At 64.5% G+C, this 21,623-nt stretch carries 1 protein-coding gene; it reads left to right on the top strand.

Going from position 1 to position 21,623, the window contains the following annotated elements; translation table 11 throughout:
* The first annotated feature begins 704 nt into the window (after nt 1-704).
* The gene (locus J3U87_RS28075) at nt 705-21,596 is read left to right on the top strand and encodes a carboxypeptidase regulatory-like domain-containing protein (protein WP_237379104.1); all 20,892 of its coding nucleotides are present in this window, start codon (nt 705-707) and stop codon (nt 21,594-21,596) included.
* The last annotated feature ends 27 nt before the right edge of the window (nt 21,597-21,623 follow it).

Genomic DNA, 21,623 nt, shown 5'->3' on the forward strand with positions numbered 1-21,623 from the left:
CATAAACTTTTTAAAACCACAGAGTTCACGAAGAACATGGAGGATGTCGCCGAATGGCTGAGAGGGCGTAGTCTTCCAGAACAGCAAGAAGCTCGGGTGGATTCACCGGAGGCAACGGAGCCAGATCACTTCACACAAATTGTTTAAACACATATGTTTACAGTATAATATTTTCATAAATCTTCTTCAATATGTCCGATGTCCCTCCAAGAAACCACTCGAGCGTTCTGTGGTTCAAGGCTGGTTTTGTCTTTTCAGCCATTCAACGCTTTCCTCCGTGACCTCCGTGAACTCAGTGGTAAAAAAAGACTTAGCGGTTCGACACCCTGAATCTACGGAGAAATCCCTCCAAGAACCGGAACGAATAGTCACACTATTAAAAAACCCGACAACCCAACTTTTCCTGTTTACTTCGCTTAACCGGGCCAGGTAGTATATGGAGCACCAATTCTCATGACAAGAAAATGAAAGCTATTGTGTTCAAGATCGTTTTTGAACCTCACCGCGAAGCTCTTGCCCGTGTAGGCGGTGATGGCTACCCAAAACGTTCAGTTTCGCACAGGTCGCGTCGCCTGCCGGCTCGTTAGACACGCCCACACCGAGGCCGCCCTCCCATTGCGGTAACTTCCTTTGGCCCTTTCGCTCCCGCGAGATCTGAAGAGAACGATTTTCATGTGAATGCCGTCACTTCAGGGAGGCACGAGATGCGTCTTCGGTTCGGTTTCCTCCTGCTACTCTCAGCCCTGGTTGGGCACCCCGATGCGCTCATGTCCCAGTCCGATCCTCTCGCCGAAACGCGATTCGTGTTCGAACGGCAAGGGCTGAGGCTGAGTCCCGAGAACCAGACGATCCTGGTCAACCCGGAGGGTCCGGCGGTGGTGCTGGAAATGCGCTATGACGGTGCCGTCCCCCAGGGTGCCGAGTTCCGCGGTGAACTCAGCGGGCCCGGGCTCGCCGCGCCCGTGGCCCTCAACGCCCCGGCGACGGCTGCCTTTCTCTCGGCAGGCCGCGACCTCTTCGTTGAGAAAGGTCGTTACGAGATTCGCAACGTGCGCCTGACGCTCGGCGAGGAAACCCTGGCCTTTGCCGAGCCACGCCAGGCGATCGTGGAGGCGATCGACGATTTCATCGTCACCGAAGCCGCCGTCCGCCCCCTGACCGCGGAAGACCTCGCCGAGCTGGGGTACCTGTTCAACGAAGACGACTACGAGGTGTTCGAATTCACCTTCAGTCTGTTGACCGGGTCGCGAAGGGAAACGATGGATGTCCAGGCCGCCTTCCCCAAACCCAAGCCGAACAGCGAAAACCCGATCGGATCCCGCCCCTTCAAAATAACCAATCCGTTCAATGAGGCCGGCTTTCGTTTGGCTTTTCCCACCTATCTCGAGGGGGGTGGTTTCACGAGGCCGGCCATCGAGGGCGGTGTGGAACCCGACTCGATCTGGCCGCTCACGCCCGCCCTTATTTTGGTTCCCGGTCATTTCAGTTATCTCAAGGACCATTTCGAAGTGACCGCGCTGGTGATGAACCGCGCACCTCGAGGTGCCAGCGTCCACTTGGAACGCATGATGGCCACGGTCACGCTGCCCGACCCGGACGCGTTCGGCCTACCGCTGACCATTCGACACAGTCGCAGCAAACCCATGGTTCATCCCGGTGCGGACGGGGAAGCGGGCACCGGCGACGACCGCGATCGCATCGGACCGGGTGAAGATGCGGGTACCGGCTTCGTACTGCGGGCGGAACGCGAGGGCAGTTACGAGATCGTGCTGAACATGAGCGGCGAAGTGGATTTCGAGGGCAGCCGAAATCGCTTCGAATCCGAGGCCGAAACCACGGTACACATCAAGTCGCCGGCCTACAGCGTCGTTTTCGACCATCCGGATACGGTCGAAAGCGATCAGCGCTACGAATTGCGGATGCATTTGACCAACGACGCCACGGTACCGCTTTCCGGTTTCAGTGTCACCCTTCCACCGGAATCGCTGGTCGGCTGCGAGCGGGTCGAAGGCGATCCGACCCAGACGTTCTCCACGGTGCCGCCAGGCGCAACGGCTACGGTTGCCTACCGGTTGCGTGCGCTGTACACCGGCTCGGTTCAGGCCGGGTACTTTCGGGTGAAAGACGGTCCTTCCGGCGCGCTGACCCTGCGCGCCGGTGTCGGCGACCCCGATAGCCAGTCGCCCACTTCGCTGGTCTTCCCGCAGACCTTCAATCTGTTCCCGCTCGAACTGCGCCACGACTTGCGCCAACTGGCTCAGGCCGCCCTGAACCTGAGTTTCCAAAGCCCCGAGCGGCTACCCTCCGGCCAGCTCCCGATCAACGCCGCGGCGGCTCAAAGCCTCGCCAGGACCTTCGCCATGGCCGGTTTCGCCCGGGCCGCCGGATCCGAGGAATCCGAAGCCCTGGCGCGTCTGTTCGCGACTTGGGTACGCGCCGGCGGGAACTACCTGCCGATCGACCAATTGCGACGGCGCCGCATCCAACAAGGCATTTCCAGTGCCGAAGCGGCATTCGCGACCGCCTTCAGTCAAGCCTTTCCCGACAACAAGCGCCTGGGCATCGATGCGGTCCGTGCGATCGCGTTGGAAAATGACGAGAGTCCCAACCAATTCGGGTTGCTGGTCAAAAGCGACCAACCCTTCGAACTGTCCGCGCGCAACGAGGCCGGCCAGATCCTCCACAGCGACGGCCGTCGCGATCTCCCGTTCGGGACGATGCTGACGTTTTCCGAGCGCGAACGATTGGTCTGGGTTGCCGTGAACGACGCCACTCCCATCGTGGATATCCATCCCACTCAGGGTGGTCGAATCGAGGTTTCCGGTGTCTTTCCCCGCAACGGCAGTCGCGACCTGTTCACCTTTTCGGCGGCGCCCCAAAACGTCGGGACCCGGCTCCGGCTGAGCTTCGACCCGGACGTCGGCCGAATTCGACTGGAACGGGACGACAACCCCGCCACCACCCTTCCGGCGCAGATCTTGGGCGCGAAGCCATTCGCCCTGCGCCACGTAGCCCAGGCCAGCCCCGAAAACCTGGGGCCGTCCGACCCCTCGGGCAAAAACGTGGTGTTTCATTTTTCCAAGAGCGTCGACCTGGGCTCGATCTACCCGCTGCAGGAACACCTGTTCATCAACGACCAGCCCGTGCACCTCGCCAGGATTCAACCGGATCGCCGCACCATCGTGGCCCGAGCCCAAATGCCATTGGGCCCCTTCGTCCCGATTTCCTATCGCATCGAAGGCATCACCAGTCGCGACGGGGAGCGATTGCACGACTTGGAGGGAACCTTCGACGGTTCCACCTACTACAAAGGGATCCGCGTCATCGGCAGAGTGACCGATCCGGATACGGAAGATTTCAGCGGTGGCATGGCGATCTACCCTCGCACGCAACGAGTCGGATACGATCTCACCACACCCTTGGCGCCCGACGGCAGTTATTCGTTCGATTTCATCCCAGTCAACGTGCGGCGGCTTTTACATGAACAACGCGTTCGCCCGCTGTTTCTTTGGGTGAGATTGGCCGACCGCAGAGGACGCGGCGCTTCGTTCACGCCCCGTAGCAACGGTCAAGTCATCAGGGTCGATTTCGCGTTCGATCGGCAGGCCGACATCACCGGCACGGTGTTTCACAACGGCCGCCCGGCACCCTTCGTCGACGTGTACGCCACCAACCAGGAAACGACGGGCAACGCCGGGCGAACGACGACCGACGCGGAAGGACGTTACCGCATCGACAATCTGAGCGTCGGCCCCATTTTGGTGAAAGCCGGGGGGATCGGTGCCTTGGGCATGACCTCGGGCTACCTGACCGCCCACAACAGCCCACTGACGATCGATGTGGACATCGTCACGGCACCCGCACGGATCTCCGGACAGATCACCTTCGCGGATGGCGCGGGCAACGCCCAACCGTTGGCGGGGGCCCAGGTGTATCACGTGGTCCTCGGTTCTCCCTTTCTCGTCGGCCCCCAGGACATTACCTACAACAGCTTCACCCGAACCGACGCCGACGGATTTTTCCGCCTGGAAGACGCCGTGGCGGGCCAGGGCCTGATCTCGATCCTGCATGGGCACCTGTCGGGACCCGCACGGCTGCCGTTCAACGCCGAGCCGGGAGAAAACACCTTCAATCACACCTTTCCCCATAGCCCGCCGCCGCGATTCGCGGGAACCCTGCGCGGGCGGGTCACCTATGCCGACGGTCGCCCCGCGCGGTACGGTTTGAGCCTTCTTTCGTTCGGCAACATCACCGGTTACACGAACATCGACGGAACCTACGAAATCCGGTTCCTACCGCTCGATACCGACATCAAGGTGTTCTTCGAGCAGCCATCGACGGAATCGGGACCGAGCCTGACCCGAAACGTACGCATTCCGTCCGAAGCCCCTGTCCAGCAGTTGGACGTGGTGTTGCCGGGGACCCAGAGACTTTCCGGCATCCTGCGCAACGGCGCCGGCGAACCGATGGCCTTCGTACCGATCCGAGCGGTCAACCTCACCCCGCCCAACCCACCCTCATTTCGCGTCGAGACAGAGACCGCGATCGACGGCACCTGGTCCGTGGAAACCGATCAGCCGGGCAAGTGGTTGATCGTCGCCGCCGACTGGCCCCGCGTGGCCCAACTGCAGGTGACGGTCACCGACCACCCGATCAGTGGGCTCGCACTGCACCAACGCGGCGTGGGTGGCTTCGCCGTTCGTCTGGTGGACGGCAACGGCGAACCGATCGTGGGCCGCGTCGATATCGAATCGATCCGACCGCGTACCTCGGGCGCCGATTTCGGCAGCCCGACGCTGACCCGATCTCATCGGGTCTACACCGACGCCCAAGGGCAAGCGCGCTTCGACGACCTCAACCACGGGCCCTTCACGGTTCAGGGCTTCCATCATCTTTTGGGTGAAACGGCGGTGTTCGAAGGGGTGTTGGACAACGCCGAACACCGCGACATCGTGCTCAGTTTTCCGTCGGCCGAGCAGGCCGACCTGTTCGGCACCGTCTTCGATTCCGAGGGCCTGCCGGTATCGGGTGCGCTGGTTCAGATTTCCCGAGCGCTCGAAGGTTCGCCGACCCTGCTTTCGGTGCGCACCAACGAAGCCGGCCAATACCGATTCACCGACCTCATCGACCAGCGAGGCCATACCGTTCAATTGATTGGATTGGATACGGATTCGGGGGACTTCACCGCGGTTCAAGCCCTGCTGCCCAGCGGCGTGTCGTTTCGCCAGGACCTGGTGCTGCGTGGGCGATCCAATCTGAACATCCGAGTCGAGGGTGCCGAGGGGAACCCGGTCGATTACGCCACCGTCGGATTGGCCTACGACCAGATTCGAATCGTGGAGGAGGAACCGGGCAATCCCCATGTGTATCTCTTGCCCATGAGTGCCGGGGACCTGGAGATCGGGGTCGTTCGCGCTGGGGAGCCCCATTATCGCGTGGAAGGCGTGCCCACCGGGCGCATTCTGCTTCGGGCGATTGCGGGTAATGGCCTGATCGCCAAACGCAGCTTCGTGGTGCCGGACAGCGGCGAAGAGATCGACCTGACCTTGAACCTCGAATCCGCCTCGAACATTCGCGGCAGCTTTCTGGATGAGAGCGGACAGCCCTTGCCGAACGCCCTCGTCAAACTCTTCCAACGAAGTGCCTTGCTGGAGCAGCAACTGACCCAACCGGACACGGGCGAGACACCCGGTCGCTTCGGCTTCACCGATTGGCCCATGGGCGCCTACCGCTTGCTCGGTATCGATCCGTTCACCGCGCGGCAGGGCTCGCTCGAGGTGCGGACCTCGCCCTACCAGCCCGACCTGGACATCCTCCTGCGTCCGGACGTCACCGCCGATTTGTTCGGTCGCGTGTTGCAGGGAGAAGAGCCGGTTCCCGGCGCGCGTATCACCCTGGTCTCCCAAGACGGTGCGACACTCTACACCGGCACCGATGCCGAAGGCGCCTACCGGCTGCCCGACCTGCGCACGGGTCGCTACGAAATCCAGGCGAGCGACAACCTCACCGGCCGAACCGCTCACGTGTTCCTGACGTTCGACGCCGGCTCCGGGAACCTGGAACGGGATCTACTTTTGGAGCCCCCCATCGATCTGCGGATCCGGCTGCTGGAGCGCGACGAGACTCCGGTCACCGGGGCCCAGGTCACCATCGCTCGCGACATCAGGAACGAGGAGACTTTCATCGAGGGCGGCACCACCGGGTCCACCGACGGCAACGGCGAGCTGCGCCTGCGGGGCATGACCTCCGGCCTCTACGTGCTGCACGGGACGCACCCGGACGGGAGTAGGTTGTACGAGACCTTCGTCCTGGAGCGCGGGGGCGGCGATTCGGTGGCGCTGGATTTCACGTTCCCGGGCTACGGCACCATCAGCGGCCGAATCCTGGACGCCCAGGGTGCACCGCTGGCCGGGGCTCATCGGGTCTACCTGCAGAACCACACCCGGCGATACGGTGATTTCTCCCGGGCGATCAGCACCTTCAATCAGGGCGATTTCCGGTTCACGCGAATTCCGTTGTTCGAGGATTTCGTGGTCGCCACCTACCACCCCGATACCCGCGAGATCGCGTTCGCGGCAGTACGTCTCGAACAGCACAACGAAACCCGGTCGGTCACGCTCCAGTTGGGTCCCACCACCTTCCTCAGCGGCACGGTGCGCGAAGCGAACGGCAGCCCGGCGGCGTTCGCCCACGTTTGGCTGCCCGACCCGCCTACGCGCGCCTACCAGGCCGACAGCCAGGGCCGCTTTTTCATCGAGCCGGTGGAGCGGGGAAGTTTTTCGGTCAGGGCCCGGGAACGGGATGGACCGCGCACCGGACTGGCCCAGGCCACCGTCGAGGTCGACGAAAACGGCGTACCGCAGCCGATTCGCGACCTGGAAATCCGGCTCTCCGGTGGCTCGCGCATCGAGGGCCTCGTCAGCTATGACGACGGTTCGCCGATCACCAGCGGCACCGCCCAGCTCGAGTACCGCAACGTGGCCCGCGGCAATCGACTGGAACGCATCAGCACCGCGATTCAGGCCGACGGTCGCTTCGGTTTCCCCTTCATTCCCTGGCGCACCTATCAGGTTCGGGCCTTCGACGCCAAGTCGAAACGCTACAGCGCGACCACCGAAATCGAGTTGACCCAGGACAACGAGACCCTCGACCTCCAAATCCAATTCCCACCCGATTTCGCGCTTGCGGGCAACCTGTTGGCCACCAACGGTATCGAGCCCATCATCGGCGGCACGGTCGAACTCCATCGCATGGTCGCATTGCCGGGAGCCTACACGGACACGGAATTTTACTACCTGGCCGCATCGACGGAGACCGACAACACCGGTGGCTTCCAACTCGACCGCGTCTTCCCGGGTGAATACCTGCTGAAGGCCTACTCCGCCGGACACACCGGTCGGCTGGAAACCCTGATCGAGATGCCCGCTCGGGACGACCATCGCGAATTACGCCTCACGCCGACCGCGATCGTGGTCGGCACCGTGCGCGACGCCGCCGGCCAGTTGTTCGATCGCGGCACCGTCAGCCTGCACCGTGGCGAGGTTTTCGAAGTAGCCCACATCCAGGCCGACGGCGCCTTCGTGTTCGAGAATCAACCAATCGGGCCGGTTCGCCTCTCGGCCCATGTGTCCACCAACATGCTCCACCACAGCCAGGACCACACCCTCGTCGCGGGGCTGAACCCGATCGACATCGTCACACCACGCGTCATCACGCTTACCGGCAGGGTCGTGGTGGTCGATCCCAACCCGCGCAACGCCACCGTCTCGCTGCGCATGGATCGCGGCACCATCAGCCGTCAACTGGGCAACGACGGCCGATTCGCGCTGGAAGCCATTCCGGCCGGCAGACCGTTCACGCTCTCGGTCTCGGCGGGTGCCGGTTATCGCGAATTCACCTACGAGGGCTTCCAGGAGGATCGCGATCTGGGCGACTTTCACTTCGATCCCAGCCCACCGGAGCTGACCTTTGCGCAGAGCGGCGCCACCATCTCCAGCCTTCCGTTCACCTTGTCGTTCACCACGGCGGAACCGACGGAGTATTCGGAAGTCGATCCCAGCCGGACCTCGATCACGGTCAACGGTCACGACATCACCGGCAGATTCACCCACGATGGCAACGGCGGCTCGGCCACCTTCAACCTGTTGCCCGAGGGCTTCGTCATCGGCAACAACCAGATCACGCTTATCGTGGCCAACACGTCCAAGGTCCGCACGCGCCAAACCCACACCTTGACCCTCGACGTCAGTGAGCGCGGCCTGGTCCTGCGCCTGTTCGACGGGCCCTACCCCGCCGTCGGTCAGGCCCAGGTGGGCAATCGCGCGCCCGTGGCCAGTGACGGCCAGGGCACGGTCGAGATCGGCGGCCTCGCTTCGGGCCGCTATCCGGTCAAGGCCTGGTCCAACGACAACCCGGTCGGGCTGCGGACCACGGTGGAGCTGGGCGAGGAACCGCGGACCGAGGCCCTGCTGCGCATGGCGCCGGTAGCCGGCTACCTGGGTCGGGTGCTCGACTTGGCGGGTGATCCCGTCGCCGCAGCCGAAATCCAGTGGGATGCGTTCGTGGAGCGTAGCGACGCGCAGGGCGCCTACATGATGGACCTGATCCCGCTCGGTAGGCCACAGGATTTGGTGGCTCGCGCGCCAGCCCTGGTGGGTTACGTCCGTGCTCCGGCACTTACCGAGGCCGGTGACACGACGGCCGTGGACATTCAGTTGGAGGCCACCGGTACGGTTGGCGGGCAGGTGCTCGCGTATGGGAGCGACGAACCCGTCGTCGGTGCCGATGTCACCCTCACCCTGCCGGGTCTCCCGGCCATCTTCGAACAAACCGCAGTCAGCGACGAGCAGGGCCGGTTTCGCTTGGTCGAGGTCATGGCGCGAACCTTCGAGGTGGCAGCGCGCGATCCCGTTTCGGGTGCCACCGGTGCCGCCCAAGGCCGCATCTCCACTGCCGGCGAAACCGTCGAAATCACCGTTCGGCTGCAACCCACGGGCACTGTCAGCGGCCTGGTCTCGTTCGACGAAGAACCGGCCACAGGTGCCACCATTTCGGTAAGCGGAACCAGAGCCACCTCCGTCACGGCCGACGCCAACGGTCATTTCGCGCTCGAGGATCTGCCCTATGGACGCTACGAGCTGGTCATCGAGGACCGCACCCGTTTCGGCTACCACGAATCGACGTTCGAGTTAGACCGCGACACGCTCGACTTGGGCGTGCGGCAACTCAGTCTCGATGCGCCTCCGGCGATCGTCGACATCGCGCCCGCCTTCAACCCGGTCGACCCACTGCAGCCCCAACGCATGGTCTTTTCGCTCAGCGACGCCCGTGCGCTGGCCCATTGGCGGCTGACGCTCAGCGGATTGGCCAGCCGCTTCTACAGCGGACAAACCGATCGTACCAGCCTCAACCATCAGGTCTTCCTCAACCTCGGCCCCAACCTGGAGCCCGGCACGGTGGCTTGGCGTTTCGAGGTCGAGGACGCCATCGGTCAGGTTGTCAGTCGAGAAGGCCAATTCACTGTCGCTCTGGATTCGGTGCCACCGACGGTGGCCATTTCGGAACCATTGGATGGTGCGACCCTGTTCGAATCGGAATCCGTCGTGCTGCGCTTCGCGGCCGAGGACCTTTTGGGGCTTTCGGAATTGCATCTCTATGTGAACGACGCGCTGCATACATCGGGCAACGCCAATACCCGCGAGCTTACCTTCTCCCCACCCGACGTCACCGAACCAACCCCGTTCCAGCTCCGCGTCGAAGCCGTGGATCGCCGCGGAAATCGCGGTTCGGCCTCGATTTCGGTCACTGTCGAGCCCATCGACACCGAGGGCGCTCCGGAGCTGAGCCTGATCACCCCGCAAAACAACCAGCCGCTGCCACTGTTCCTTCCCGAAGGATTGAACCTGACTATCCGAGCCAGGCTCAGCGATCCCGACGGACTCGGCGCATGGCGCCTGCTGGTGGAGGACACCGAGGTGGCCAACGGCGTGGCCTCGGGGAGTGAGGCTCAGATCGAGGCCGAAACCACCGTTCCCGAGGCCTGGCGCGACCGCGAAACACTGACGGTTCGCCTGGAAGCATCGGATTTGGGCGGCGCTCGGGGAATCGCCCGCGCCACGCTGGTCAACCTGAACGGCGAAGTCCTTCGCGATCTCGATCTGGGTAGCGGAGATCCCTCCCTGGAGGGCCAATCGGTGATCTTGCTGGGTACGAACAATCTCATCCAGGGTCGGCACTCGTTCGAAAACCTGGTTCTCGTCAACGGCGCCGTGCTTTCGCAACCGCCAACGGATCGCGGTCAAAGCAACGTGGCGCACACGGAGTTGCTGATCGAACGCCATCTGGTCGTCGACGCCTCCAGCCGCATCGACCTCGGCGGCAAGGGCTATCCCACCTGGCCCAACGCCTTGAACCTGAGCGTCGGTCACGCCGGCCACGCCGGTTTGGCCGACGATGTGGACAACGACACCGAGGTCTACGGCTCGCCCATCGAGCCGACCACCGGCGGCAGCCTATTCGGCGGCGGGGCCCTGAAACTGACCGCCGATTCGATCTGGCTCGACGGCGAGATTCGCGCCGATGGCCGCAGCGAATCGGGTGGCGAACCCTTCGGCTCCGGCGGCAGCATTTGGTTGGAAGCCACAACTTGGTCCGGGCAAGGAATGGTCTCGGCCAACGGGTTTCCGGATGACCAGGCCACGGTTCGTGGCGGAAGCGGTGGCCGCATCGCGATACACGGGCCCTTTGAAGGAATCCTGAGCGCCCGCGGCGCCACGGGCTGCGGCCACGGTACCCTGTTCCACAGCGTCGCGGATCCCGGCCAGGCCGACGGCAGACTGAATCGTTTGACCATCGAGGGCGGACCGAGCCGCAGCCAGAGTATTTCCAACCGAACCCTGCTTCCGGGTCAGGCCGGTTTGGTGGTGGGCGAGCAGATCGAGGTGAGCGAGCACGTCGTCGCCAATCAAACTTTTCAAGTGCTGACCCTGGCCGTGACCGAAACGGTCACCGATCCCGAAACCGGGGAGGTCGTCACCCGGCCCCATCGTCTCGCGTTCGGGGCCTACCCCGGCCTGCAAGTCGTCAACCGCGATCGGCCCGCGACCACCGGGTCCATCTACCGACAGGACGGCGACCAGCTCTGGTCACGGCCCGATCAGCCGTTCGGCACCTTTCAGACAGGCGACGTGGTCGATATCGTGCTGCCCATCGATCGCCTGATCGTCCGCCAGGCCGCGCGGGTCGATTTGCGCGGCAACGCACGCTTCGCAATCGCGCTTGAAAACGCATCCCTGCGCGGTCGCCACGGCCGCATCGATACCACGCCAGGACTCGCCCTTGGGGCCGACGCTTCGCTGAGTGGCGACTTGCTGTTCGACAATCTGGTATTGGACGATACCGCCTCGACGCGCTTGACGGGGAATATCCAGGCTCGGACCATCGACTACAGCTCGGGAGATCATGTGCTCAGTGGCACCGTCGCGGTCGACAGCGTCACCATCGGTGCACCCGCGACCGTCGCCACGCCTTCGGATCCCGCATCACCGCTGGACTTTCGAGTTCGCGAGTTCACGCTGGCCGGCACACTGGTGTCCCGCGAGGCCGGCTCGCGTTTCGAGACGTCCGACCCGCGACGACCCAACCACGGCGGGCTGGCTGCCGGCGTAGGCCCCGGCGCCGTCACCCACGGCAGTCTTTATTTCGCCGATTCCTGGGGCTTTGCCGGGCGCATCGCGATCGACGCCGAGGAATCGGTCGCCATCGACGGTCATCTGGATGTGGATCAGCAGGGCCGGGGCGCCGGATCGATCTTCATCCAAACCCCGCTGCTCACGGGCCAGGGCCGGCTCAGCGCCGACGCGACCAGCGGTGGCGCGGGCCGAATCGCCGTACACGCAAGCGATCTGGACGGCTTCACCGGGACCATGAGCGCGCGAGCGACGCAAACCGGCGGCGGTGCCGGCACCGTTTTCCTACGGTCGGCGCGTTGGCCGCTCGGCAAGCTGATCCTCGACAACGGCACGACCGAAGCCGGACCCGGCAGCACGCCGCTTCCCGGCCTGGGCCTCCGCACGGCGACGGATGGCGCGTCGGAGGATCGCATTCGCATCGATCCGGAAGCCGAAACGCCTTTCCCGCAAAGTCTGGCCGGTCTCTACCTGGAGGTGGAAGGCCAGGAACCGGCACTGATTTCCGCCAACACCGAAGCAGCATTGACGCCGGCCACGACGTTCCCCAGCCTCACTCCCGGTCAAAGCTACGGCGGCCTGCACCGCTTCAACGTGGTGGAGTTGCGCAACGGCCACCTGGCCACTCCAGATCGCGTGGAGATCACGGATGAATTGGTACTGCAGGGTGGCTCGATTCGCGCGCGAAACGTGGCTTACCCCACCGGGTTCGCGTTGCGCGACGGCGCACTGGAGATCTTCGAGGACCTGGGCATTCCCGACCTGGTCCTGGAAAACTTCAGGCTCACGAGTCACGTCCCCCTGGATTTGGACAGTTTGACGCTACGCAACGGCGCCGCCCTGGTCTACCACCATCCCGTGCAGGTCGGTTCGGTCACGCTGGACGGTGCCACCCTGACCGCCGCCCTCGCCGACGAGAACCAATCATTGGCGGCCGACTCGGTCACCTTGCGCAACGGTTCGGTGTGGAACGTCGCCGATCGCGATGGCAGCGGTGTGCGCTACGGCCTGCGGGTGGCGATTACCAACGCGCTCAGCGTCGATGCAACCTCGGTCATCACCAGTGGCGGCGCCACCAAGGTCGATCCCACCCCCTTCGCTTGGGCCGGGCAATCACCGTTCAATCGATGGGGTCACGGCGGTTTCGGTCGACTGAGGCAAGACACCGACGGACAATGGATCGATCACCCGGTGTTCGGTTCCTTCGCCGAACCCACCCGAACCGGCGGCGCGAACGGCGGCGGTGCCATTCGCATCCAGGCCGGTAGCCTGGCGTTGAACGGGCGATTGGATGCGGACGGTCACACCAACGGCGCGGGCGGCTCGATATGGTTGACGGCCCCCCAAATTTCGGGAAGCGGCATACTCAGCGTCGCGGGCAACAACGCCGCGGGTGGCCGGATCGCCATCTATCACGGTGGCGACACGACCTTCCTGAATGGGCTTCAGGTCGTGTTGGGCGAGGACAACAGCAGTAGGGTGCGCAACAACCACGGTGCCGGCACGCTGTATCTCAAAGGTCCCGACCAACAATATGGAGACTTGATCGTCGACCAGCGATTTACCGGGGAACCTTTCAACAAAACCGAGCGCCGCCGGTTGACCGGGGTCAGCGGTGGTCCACCAATCATCATGCCCGCCACCGACAGCGACACCGACAACCGGCGCCTGCTCAGGGTGCCCGGGAACCTGCTCCCGCCCGATCTCGCCGGCCTACTCCTGGCCTTTACCCACGAGAACCAGGCGTATCGAACCCGAATCACCGCCAGCGACGACGAAACTCTTACCCTCGCCGGCGATATCCCCAAACCGCTGCCCGCGGGGACCCGGCTCGCTTTTGTCCTGGCACTGGATCGGCTGGAATTGCGCAATGGCGCCCAACTGGGCTTTCCCGGACGCATCGAGGTCGCAGAACTGACGCTCGAGGGCAGCCAGGTCAACAGCATCTGGGCCGAAGATCTAAACATCGTGAGCGAACCCTTCGCGCTACAGCGCCAGAAACTGCGGCTGATTCTCGCAGAACCACAGTGGCAGAGTCGCGACCTGGTGCTCATCGACAGCGACCTGTTGTTCGACCTGCCGATCGAAGTTCGCGACATCACCTTGGAAAACAGCACGTTACGTCATTCATCCATCGAGCGTGCCCATCGGCCCTTTCGCGCCGCGCTGAACGTAACCGCGCGCCGCATTCAGGGAAGCGGTGTTTCGGCGTTCGACGTCAGCGAAACGATCGATTGGTCGTTTGCCGACACCAATCACGGCGGCCTGGGCACAATCAGCCAGGAAACGTACGGCTCGCCGTTGTACCCGGAATCCTATGGTAGCGGCAACGGAGCGGGCGGCGCCCTGCACCTGACGGCGGAAGCCATCGAGGGCGTAGCCTTTCGGGCGGACGGTGACAGCGGCGCCGGTGGCTCGATCTGGATCGAGGCCGGCACCCTCACCGGAGACCTGACCGCCTCGGCCAATGGCGGTTCGGGCGGTGGCGGGCGCATTGCGGTGCGCTACGACCGCCTCGACGACGGCGAGCTGACAACCACGGCGTATGGCAGACGTTCGGCGGGAACCGTGGTCGTGCAGGACCGCACGCACCAAAACCACGGGACGCTGCGCATCGCCAACGACCGTACTCACGCCGATCCCATCACGCCGATTCCCGGCTTCGCGACCCAAACCCTGCCAACCGGCGTTCAGTCCACACCCGGCGGCGACGGCGACCATCTGCTGAACGTGCCCAACCTGACCCTGGCGGAATCACACCGCGGCTACTACCTGGTCGTCAACGGCGACACCGCCCACACGCCGCGCATTCTCACGACCGAACCCTGGCAGAGCGGCACGCGGTTCACTCTCTCTGCCGCGCCACCGACCGCGAACCCAGGCGACCGCATGCAACCCGCATTGCGCTTCGACGCCATCGACATCGACGAGAACTGCCAGGGCTGCACGCTGGCGCCCGGCGATGTGTTGGTCTTGGCCCAGCCGCGCCTGGATCGGGTCGAGGTCGCCCCCTTGGTCGACGGCAAGTTGCTTCCCGGTCAGCCGTTCACAATGAGCGCCGAGGCTTCCGGCAACACCGGGTTGGTCTCGGCGACCGCGACCTTCGAGGGCGTCACGCGCAACATCGAGGGTGCGGGTCCCTACCTCTTCGAATTCGAGGCACCGAGCCCCGGCGAAGAGACCACCCTGACGGCCCAGCTAAGCTTCACCGACGCGGCCGGCGCGATCGGGACCTACCCGGTTTCGGTCACCGTTGCCGCACCGGACCGCCAGCCACCCGAGCTGGCGTTCGCGACACCGGCCGACGGGGCGGACATTTTCAGAGCCGTGCCGTTCACCACCGAGATCCGCGCCGACGACAACCACCTGATCCAACGGATCGAAGCCACCTTCGATGGCGAAACCCAATCGCGGATCTTTGCGGAAGAGGAACAAACGACGTCCGCCCAAGCCTCCTTCACCTGGAACGGCCCCGACCTCGATCAAAACCAGACGTATGCGATCACCGCTCGGGCCTTCGATCCGTCGGGCAACGTGGGCATCGCCGAGATCCGAGTGAACTACCGAAACGAAGACCGCACCGGTCCCAGCGTTCAATTGTCGGCGCCGGTCAACTTCTTCGCCCACGACGGCGAAGGGCTGACGGTGACCGCCGTCGCCGAAGACGCCTCCGGCATGGACCGCGTGGAAATCACCTTCGACGGCCAGACGCGCACGCTCACCACAACGCCCTACACCACGCATTTCACCATCGATGCGGCCGTGAGCGGCGATGCGGTTCAGCGCGAGATCGCCGTGCGCGCCTTCGACAACCTGGGCAACGAGACCCCGTTGACGCACATGCTGACTATCGTTCCGCCGCAACAGTCGTTGTTCAGCGTCCGCCAGGAACTGCCGGTATCCGGCGCGGAGGTGGAGTCCTTCGAGACCGTGCCGTTCCTGTTCCAGGTCTACGCCCTCTACCAGGATTTCGAACTGGGCCTCGGCCGTTGGCGCGACGAAGACCCAACCGGCAACGGTTGGCGCCCCTGGTCGGCGGACCGGGCGGATCCGGGTGAAGGTCAGACCTCGTGGCGCCTGGAGGGCGACCGCGAATACGGTCAATCGCGCCTGGTTAGCGAGGTGTTCACGGTACCGCCGCAAAGCTTCCTGAGGTTCCGGCACTCGGGAAGCTTCGATCGCCGCGACGACGGGCTCATCGTGGAAATCAAACCCGTCGGCAGCGATACCTGGACGATCCTGGGACCGAGGAGCACTTCGGGACCGGCGGATCGCATCACCGATTCCCGTAACCCGATCTACAACCAATACGCCTTCACCGAGTCCTGGTCGTGGCAGGAATACAGCCTCAGTCTCTTCAACTACAGCGGGCAGGTGGTTCAGGTAGCTTGGCATTTCTACGGCGACGCTTCCGTGCGAAGCAGTCCCAACCGCTACCAATTGGACGCTGTCAGGGTCACCTGCGAGGGGGCCTGCGGCGTCACCGAACTGACGCTGGACGACGGCACCCACCCACCGCAAACCCAGCTCTTCAGCGACGACATCCGCTTTCACCAGGTTCCGGGGACGACCAACCGACGCCCATTCACGATCGAGGGCATCGCGACCGGCGCCAACGGCATCACCTCTCGGTTACAGGCGTCCCTGCAATTGGTGCCGGACCGTACCGGTCCAGCCATCGAGATGGTCGCGCCCGTACCGTTCGAGCTGGTCGACTCGGGTGAAGCGCGAACGTTCGAGGCCTCCATCACCGATGTCAGCCCATGGCACCACCCCGTCCAAATCCGCGACGAAATCTGGGTTGCAACCACCCTGTCGGGCAACCCGACGCAGTGCTCCTGGAGCACCTCCGGCAGCGACCGGTGGTACGGACACAAAGGCGAGAGCGAGCCCGACGGCCACGCGGAATTGGTCATCGGTCCGCTCGCGTTGCCGCCGCTCGAAGCGCGGATTCGGTTCCACTCGCTGGTGTCGCGATACAACCCGGCCAACCCCTCCGACAGCGGCGGTTTTCTGGAGATCAGCGTCGATGATGGGGCGACCTGGTTCGAGGCCGCGCCTTATTTGATCGCCGATGCCTACGACGGCCCCTTTACCGGAGCGGACCCCGACTTCCTCGAACGACCCTGTTGGTTCCAAAACAATGTGGAACGGGACCCGACCTTCGATTTGAGCACCTTCAACGGTCGTGACATTCATTTGAAATTCATCGTTCGCGGGACCTCGACCGACGATTTCGACTGGTTCGTCAGCGATCTCACCCTGTTCGGCGCCCTGCCGCACCGGGCCTCGGGTGTGCTCGACGCAGCCTTTTCGATCGGGGGAACCCCGGTCACCCTGACCCAGGCTCCCTATGCCGGTACCCTGGCCGCACCGGTGGTCTCCACCACCTCAGTCACGCCGATGACGGTCACCGCGAGAGACGGTCGCAACAACCGCACGACGCACGAGGTCCCCTTGGTCCTGATCCCCGGTGACGCGGTCCAATCCGACGGTCTGGATCTCGGCGCCGACGACACCGCCATGGAAGACGCGAGCCTGGTGTTGACGTCCGGCGACCACGTGATCGACGGCACGCATCGATTTGCATCGCTGACCCTGCTGCCCGGGGCGACCTTGCGGCAGAGCCCCACCCGGGACGCCGCCCATCCCGCCCTGACCGATCTTCGAGTCGACGGTGCATTGCGCATCTTCGAAGGGGCGCTGATCGACGTTTCGGGAGCCGGCTATCCAGCCGGTCAAGCCCACCCCGATGCGGCCACCACCGACAGCCACGGACACGGTGGTTTGGGAGCCGGTGAAGAACGCGGCAGCTACGGCGATATCGCCCAACCGGCCTCGGTGGGATCCAACGGCGGAGGCGGCCACGTGCGGTTGCGCGCCGCCTCACTGCATCTGGACGGCGAGATCCGCGCCGACGGGATTCTGGCGAACGGCAGATTCGGCTCCGGTGGCACCATCGTGCTCGAGGCCACCACCGCCATCACCGGCGCGGGCTCCGCTCAGGCCAACGGGTTCAGCGGTTCGTTCGCCAGCGCGCCAGGCGGTGGCGGCGGCCGCCTGCGCATCAGTGCCCCCGACCTGAGCGGCTTCACCGGTAGCCTGAACGCCTTCGGCGGCTTCGAGGCCGGTGCGGGCACGGTCTATCGCGAAGATCGCGACGGCACCTACGTGGATGTGTTCGGCCGCTCCCAGGAAAACCCCAACCTGACCGAACTTGGCGGGCTCGAAGCCGATCCGCCGACGGGCCTGAACACCCGTCACGCCCACATCACGCTGACCGATCCGCTATCCACCACCCGGTTCCGCTTCGAGAACAGTCGGATCACCTTCGCCACCGGCGATACCGAGGTCGATCTGCGGCAGCGGACCCAGGCCGATCGGTCGCGGATCCTCGGAACCCTGTTCATCGACAGCGAGCTGATCAGCCCGGCGGCCCGCAACGACGCGCACGTTCAATTGGTGGGTGACATCCGCGCCGAGAGCCTGACCCTCGATCGAGACATGGGTTTTGCAGGTACGCTGACCGCGGAGAACCTGGCACTCGTCAGTGGATCCCAGTCCGGGCAGGGCTCCCGCCTCTACGCGCCCGAAGACCTGCCCAACGAACCGATGATCTTCCACATCGCCAACCAATTGCGCATCGAGGATTTCGCCAGCGCCATCGAAGCCCTGAACGGGGCCGGCTACCGTGGCAACCGGTTCGCGCACGGCGGCGAGGCGATGACCGCGAGCGGGATCGGAAGCGACCGACCTTACGGGAACCTCTACCGCCCCAATCGACCTGGCGGCCTCGGCGGGGTGATCGAGATCCATGCGGACTCGCTCATGCTCGAAGGAAAAATTCGGGTGGGTCTCGACGACCCTCGCTACGACGACCTTCACTTTCTGGGCTCGGGCGGCTCGATTCTGATCGATGTGGGTCGCATCGAGGGGTACGGCGGTTACCTCATCGCCAAGGGTAGTTCGCGGGTCACCAACGTGGCGCCGGAGGTCACCCCCTCCGGTGGGCGCATCGCGCTGCACGTCCGTGAACCGGATGGCGACCAATTCTTCGGCACCCTGAGTGTCGAGGGCGGCACGGTGAACGCCGCGAGCAATTTCGCCTTGCTGTCCGCCGGGGCCGCGGGAACCATCTTCCGCGTCAACGATCGATATCCCAACGGCCACCTCACCATTCCGTGGATGGAGGAAATGTCCGATCGCGACCTGCCGTTCACTTCGCTCGTCAGCCTTGGCCGCCGCACCGCAGGTACGGACGACACCGACGGCGATACCACGCTGCGCGATCCAGGGCAGGCCTTTCCCGAAGACTTGGCCGGCCGGTTCCTGATACTGCGCGACGAGCCCCCGGTACGAATCACGGACAACAGCGCCGACACCATAACCGGAGATACCGGCTTCGCGACCATGAACACGGGCGACAACTACCACGGGCGCCACGTCTTCAACGCGCTCACCGTGGCATCCAACTTCCGAAGCGCCGACGAAATCGTCACCGAACAGTTCGAACACCAGGGCGGCGAACTGGATATCGACAACTTCACCCCACCGGCGACCAAACGCCTATCGAATTGGCGGCAGGTGCTGAAGGAGGTGCCGCGCGCCGAACGCCTGATCATCGACGGCGGTACGCGGGTGCGCTTGGATAAACCCGCCAACTTCCGCCACCTGGTGCTCGAAGACGGCGCCGTGCTGGAAGTGACGGCCGTCGGCAACGCGGTGATCCCGACCCTGACCGCCCACCGCATCGACTTGCGCGGCGGCAGCCGGCTCAGCGCGGATCACATCCGCGTCAACGGCAGCGTCACGGTCGACGAGACCAGCGTGATCGAGGGCGCCGGCGTACAAACGCCGCTGGAATGGCCCGTAGGTCACCTTTGGGAAAACCCAAATCTGCCAGGAAGTTACGGTGGCGAAGGAGTGGCTTCCGACGGTCGTGCCAACCCGGTGTTCGGCTCCATGACACGGCCTTTCCGCAGCGGGGACGGCCGCAAGTCGGTACGGCTGACCTGTGCGGAGCTGCTGCTCGACGGGCACCTGACAGGATCGGCCGACCCCTGGAGTCATCTGAGCAATGGCGCTGTCCGTCTGGAAACCAACATCCTGCGCGGGTCTGGCCGGATTTCCGCCAATGCCGAGGGGCTGGCCGCCGAGCTGGGCCAGGGAGGCGGCCGCATCGCCGTGACCTTCGCCACCCGAGACCGGTGGCGCGGCAGCATCGAGGCCTTCGGTGCGCCGGCCGAATCCGTGACGCGGCGGACCGAAGCGGGCGCGGGCACGATCTTCCTCAAGGGGACCCGCGCCAAACAGGGTCACCTGATTATCGCCGGCCGCGGGCATGCCGGCCGGACGCCCCTGGTGTCGCTGGGCGTCCGGCAACTTGCGGCAGACGACCTCGACGGAGACAACATACTCCAGCCAGGCGGGTCGCTGCCGCCCGGCCTGACCGGCTCGACCCTGGTCGTCCCCGTCGAAGGTGGTACCCGTCGCGTCAAGATCATCGACAACGACACCCGCCGGCTCGTCCTCGCCCAACCGCTGCCGCCACTGGCCGCGGGCACCGAACTTCGGGCCGAGCTCCACTTGGACCGCCTGGAGTTGCGCGGCGGCGTCCACCTCGTCTCGGCCGATCACCTCGTGATCCATCAGGACATTCTGTTCGACGAGAACCCGCAACAAGCCGTTCACCTCGAGGTCGCGGGCCTGTTCCTGCCCGAGCGGATCTGGCAACCACAAGGCACGCTGCACCTGGACGTCGGCACCGGCTTGGAAGAAACACACCTCGTGATCGACAGCGGCACCACCTTGAGTATCGGACCTCGGGTGGTCCTGGGCGGGATCACCGTTTCGGAACGCGGAGAGTTGGAATTGCCCACCGGCGCTCTGGAAGGTACCGTGCTCGCGATCGGCGACTTGACGCTCCAGGGCCGCCACTATCAACTGCCGGCGCTGCGGACCAAAGGACGGATTTTCCTTCAAAACGCCTCGTTGGACGTCGCGCATCTGCTCGAAGCCAAGAACCTCTCGCTGGCCAATGGTTCACACGTCAGCCATCCGCCGCGCCCGCTGTCCTATCGCTCACCACTTTTCATTCACATTCGCGATACGCTCGCCATCGACGCCGAGTCCAGTATCGCCCTGGACGGGCTCGGCTGGCAGGTACCGCGCGGGGACAAGCGGTTCCACGCGCATCACGGCGGTCTGGCCATCCCGCCCGAGATTCCACGACTCTACGATTCTCCGGTGTGGCCCAGCCTGCCGGGCGGCGGTGAACGCGGTGGCGGATCGGTGGTGATTCGCGCCGGGCAGGTTCGCCTCGACGGCCGAATCAGCGCCCGCGGGGTGGGATTATCGGCCGGCGGATCGATCTGTCTGGTGGCTCGCGAAATCAGCGGACTCGGCCGAATCGACGTTCTGGGCGGCCACGATCAGGACAAGGCCGGCGGTGGCGGTCGCGTGGCGCTTCACCTCTTGGTGGCCAACCGGTTTGCCGGTCAAATCGCGACCGGGGCCGCCCCCCACCACGGCAGCCTCTATCTCGCCGATCCCTCGGGCGTGCGGTTGCTGCACCAGTTGGGCATGCCGCTGCACGAAGCACCGCCTCCGGTTTTCACCCTGCCCCATGCGACGCTGTCGGGTGCGGACCTCAGGCCGTCCGGTCGCGATCCCTCGGGACGTTTCCTCTACGTTTGCGAGCACCAAGCCTCCCTGACCGATTACGTCGGCCTAGGGCTGCAGGGTACGGGCGGCGAGGCCCTGTTGCAGGCCGTGACACCGCTCGAACCGGGCAAGTGGCAGTTGCACCTGAACGCCGAGATCCCTCGCTCGGATACCTACCACTGGTTCCTACCCGTCACCGTGGAGGCGATTACCGCGCCCGGTACCGTTCCGGCGGTGGCCCAATGAACCATGACATTTCCACCCAAGCCCGCG

It is taken from the genome of Sulfidibacter corallicola (assembly GCF_017498545.1).
Classification (GTDB): Bacteria; Acidobacteriota; Holophagae; order Acanthopleuribacterales; family Acanthopleuribacteraceae; genus Sulfidibacter; species Sulfidibacter corallicola.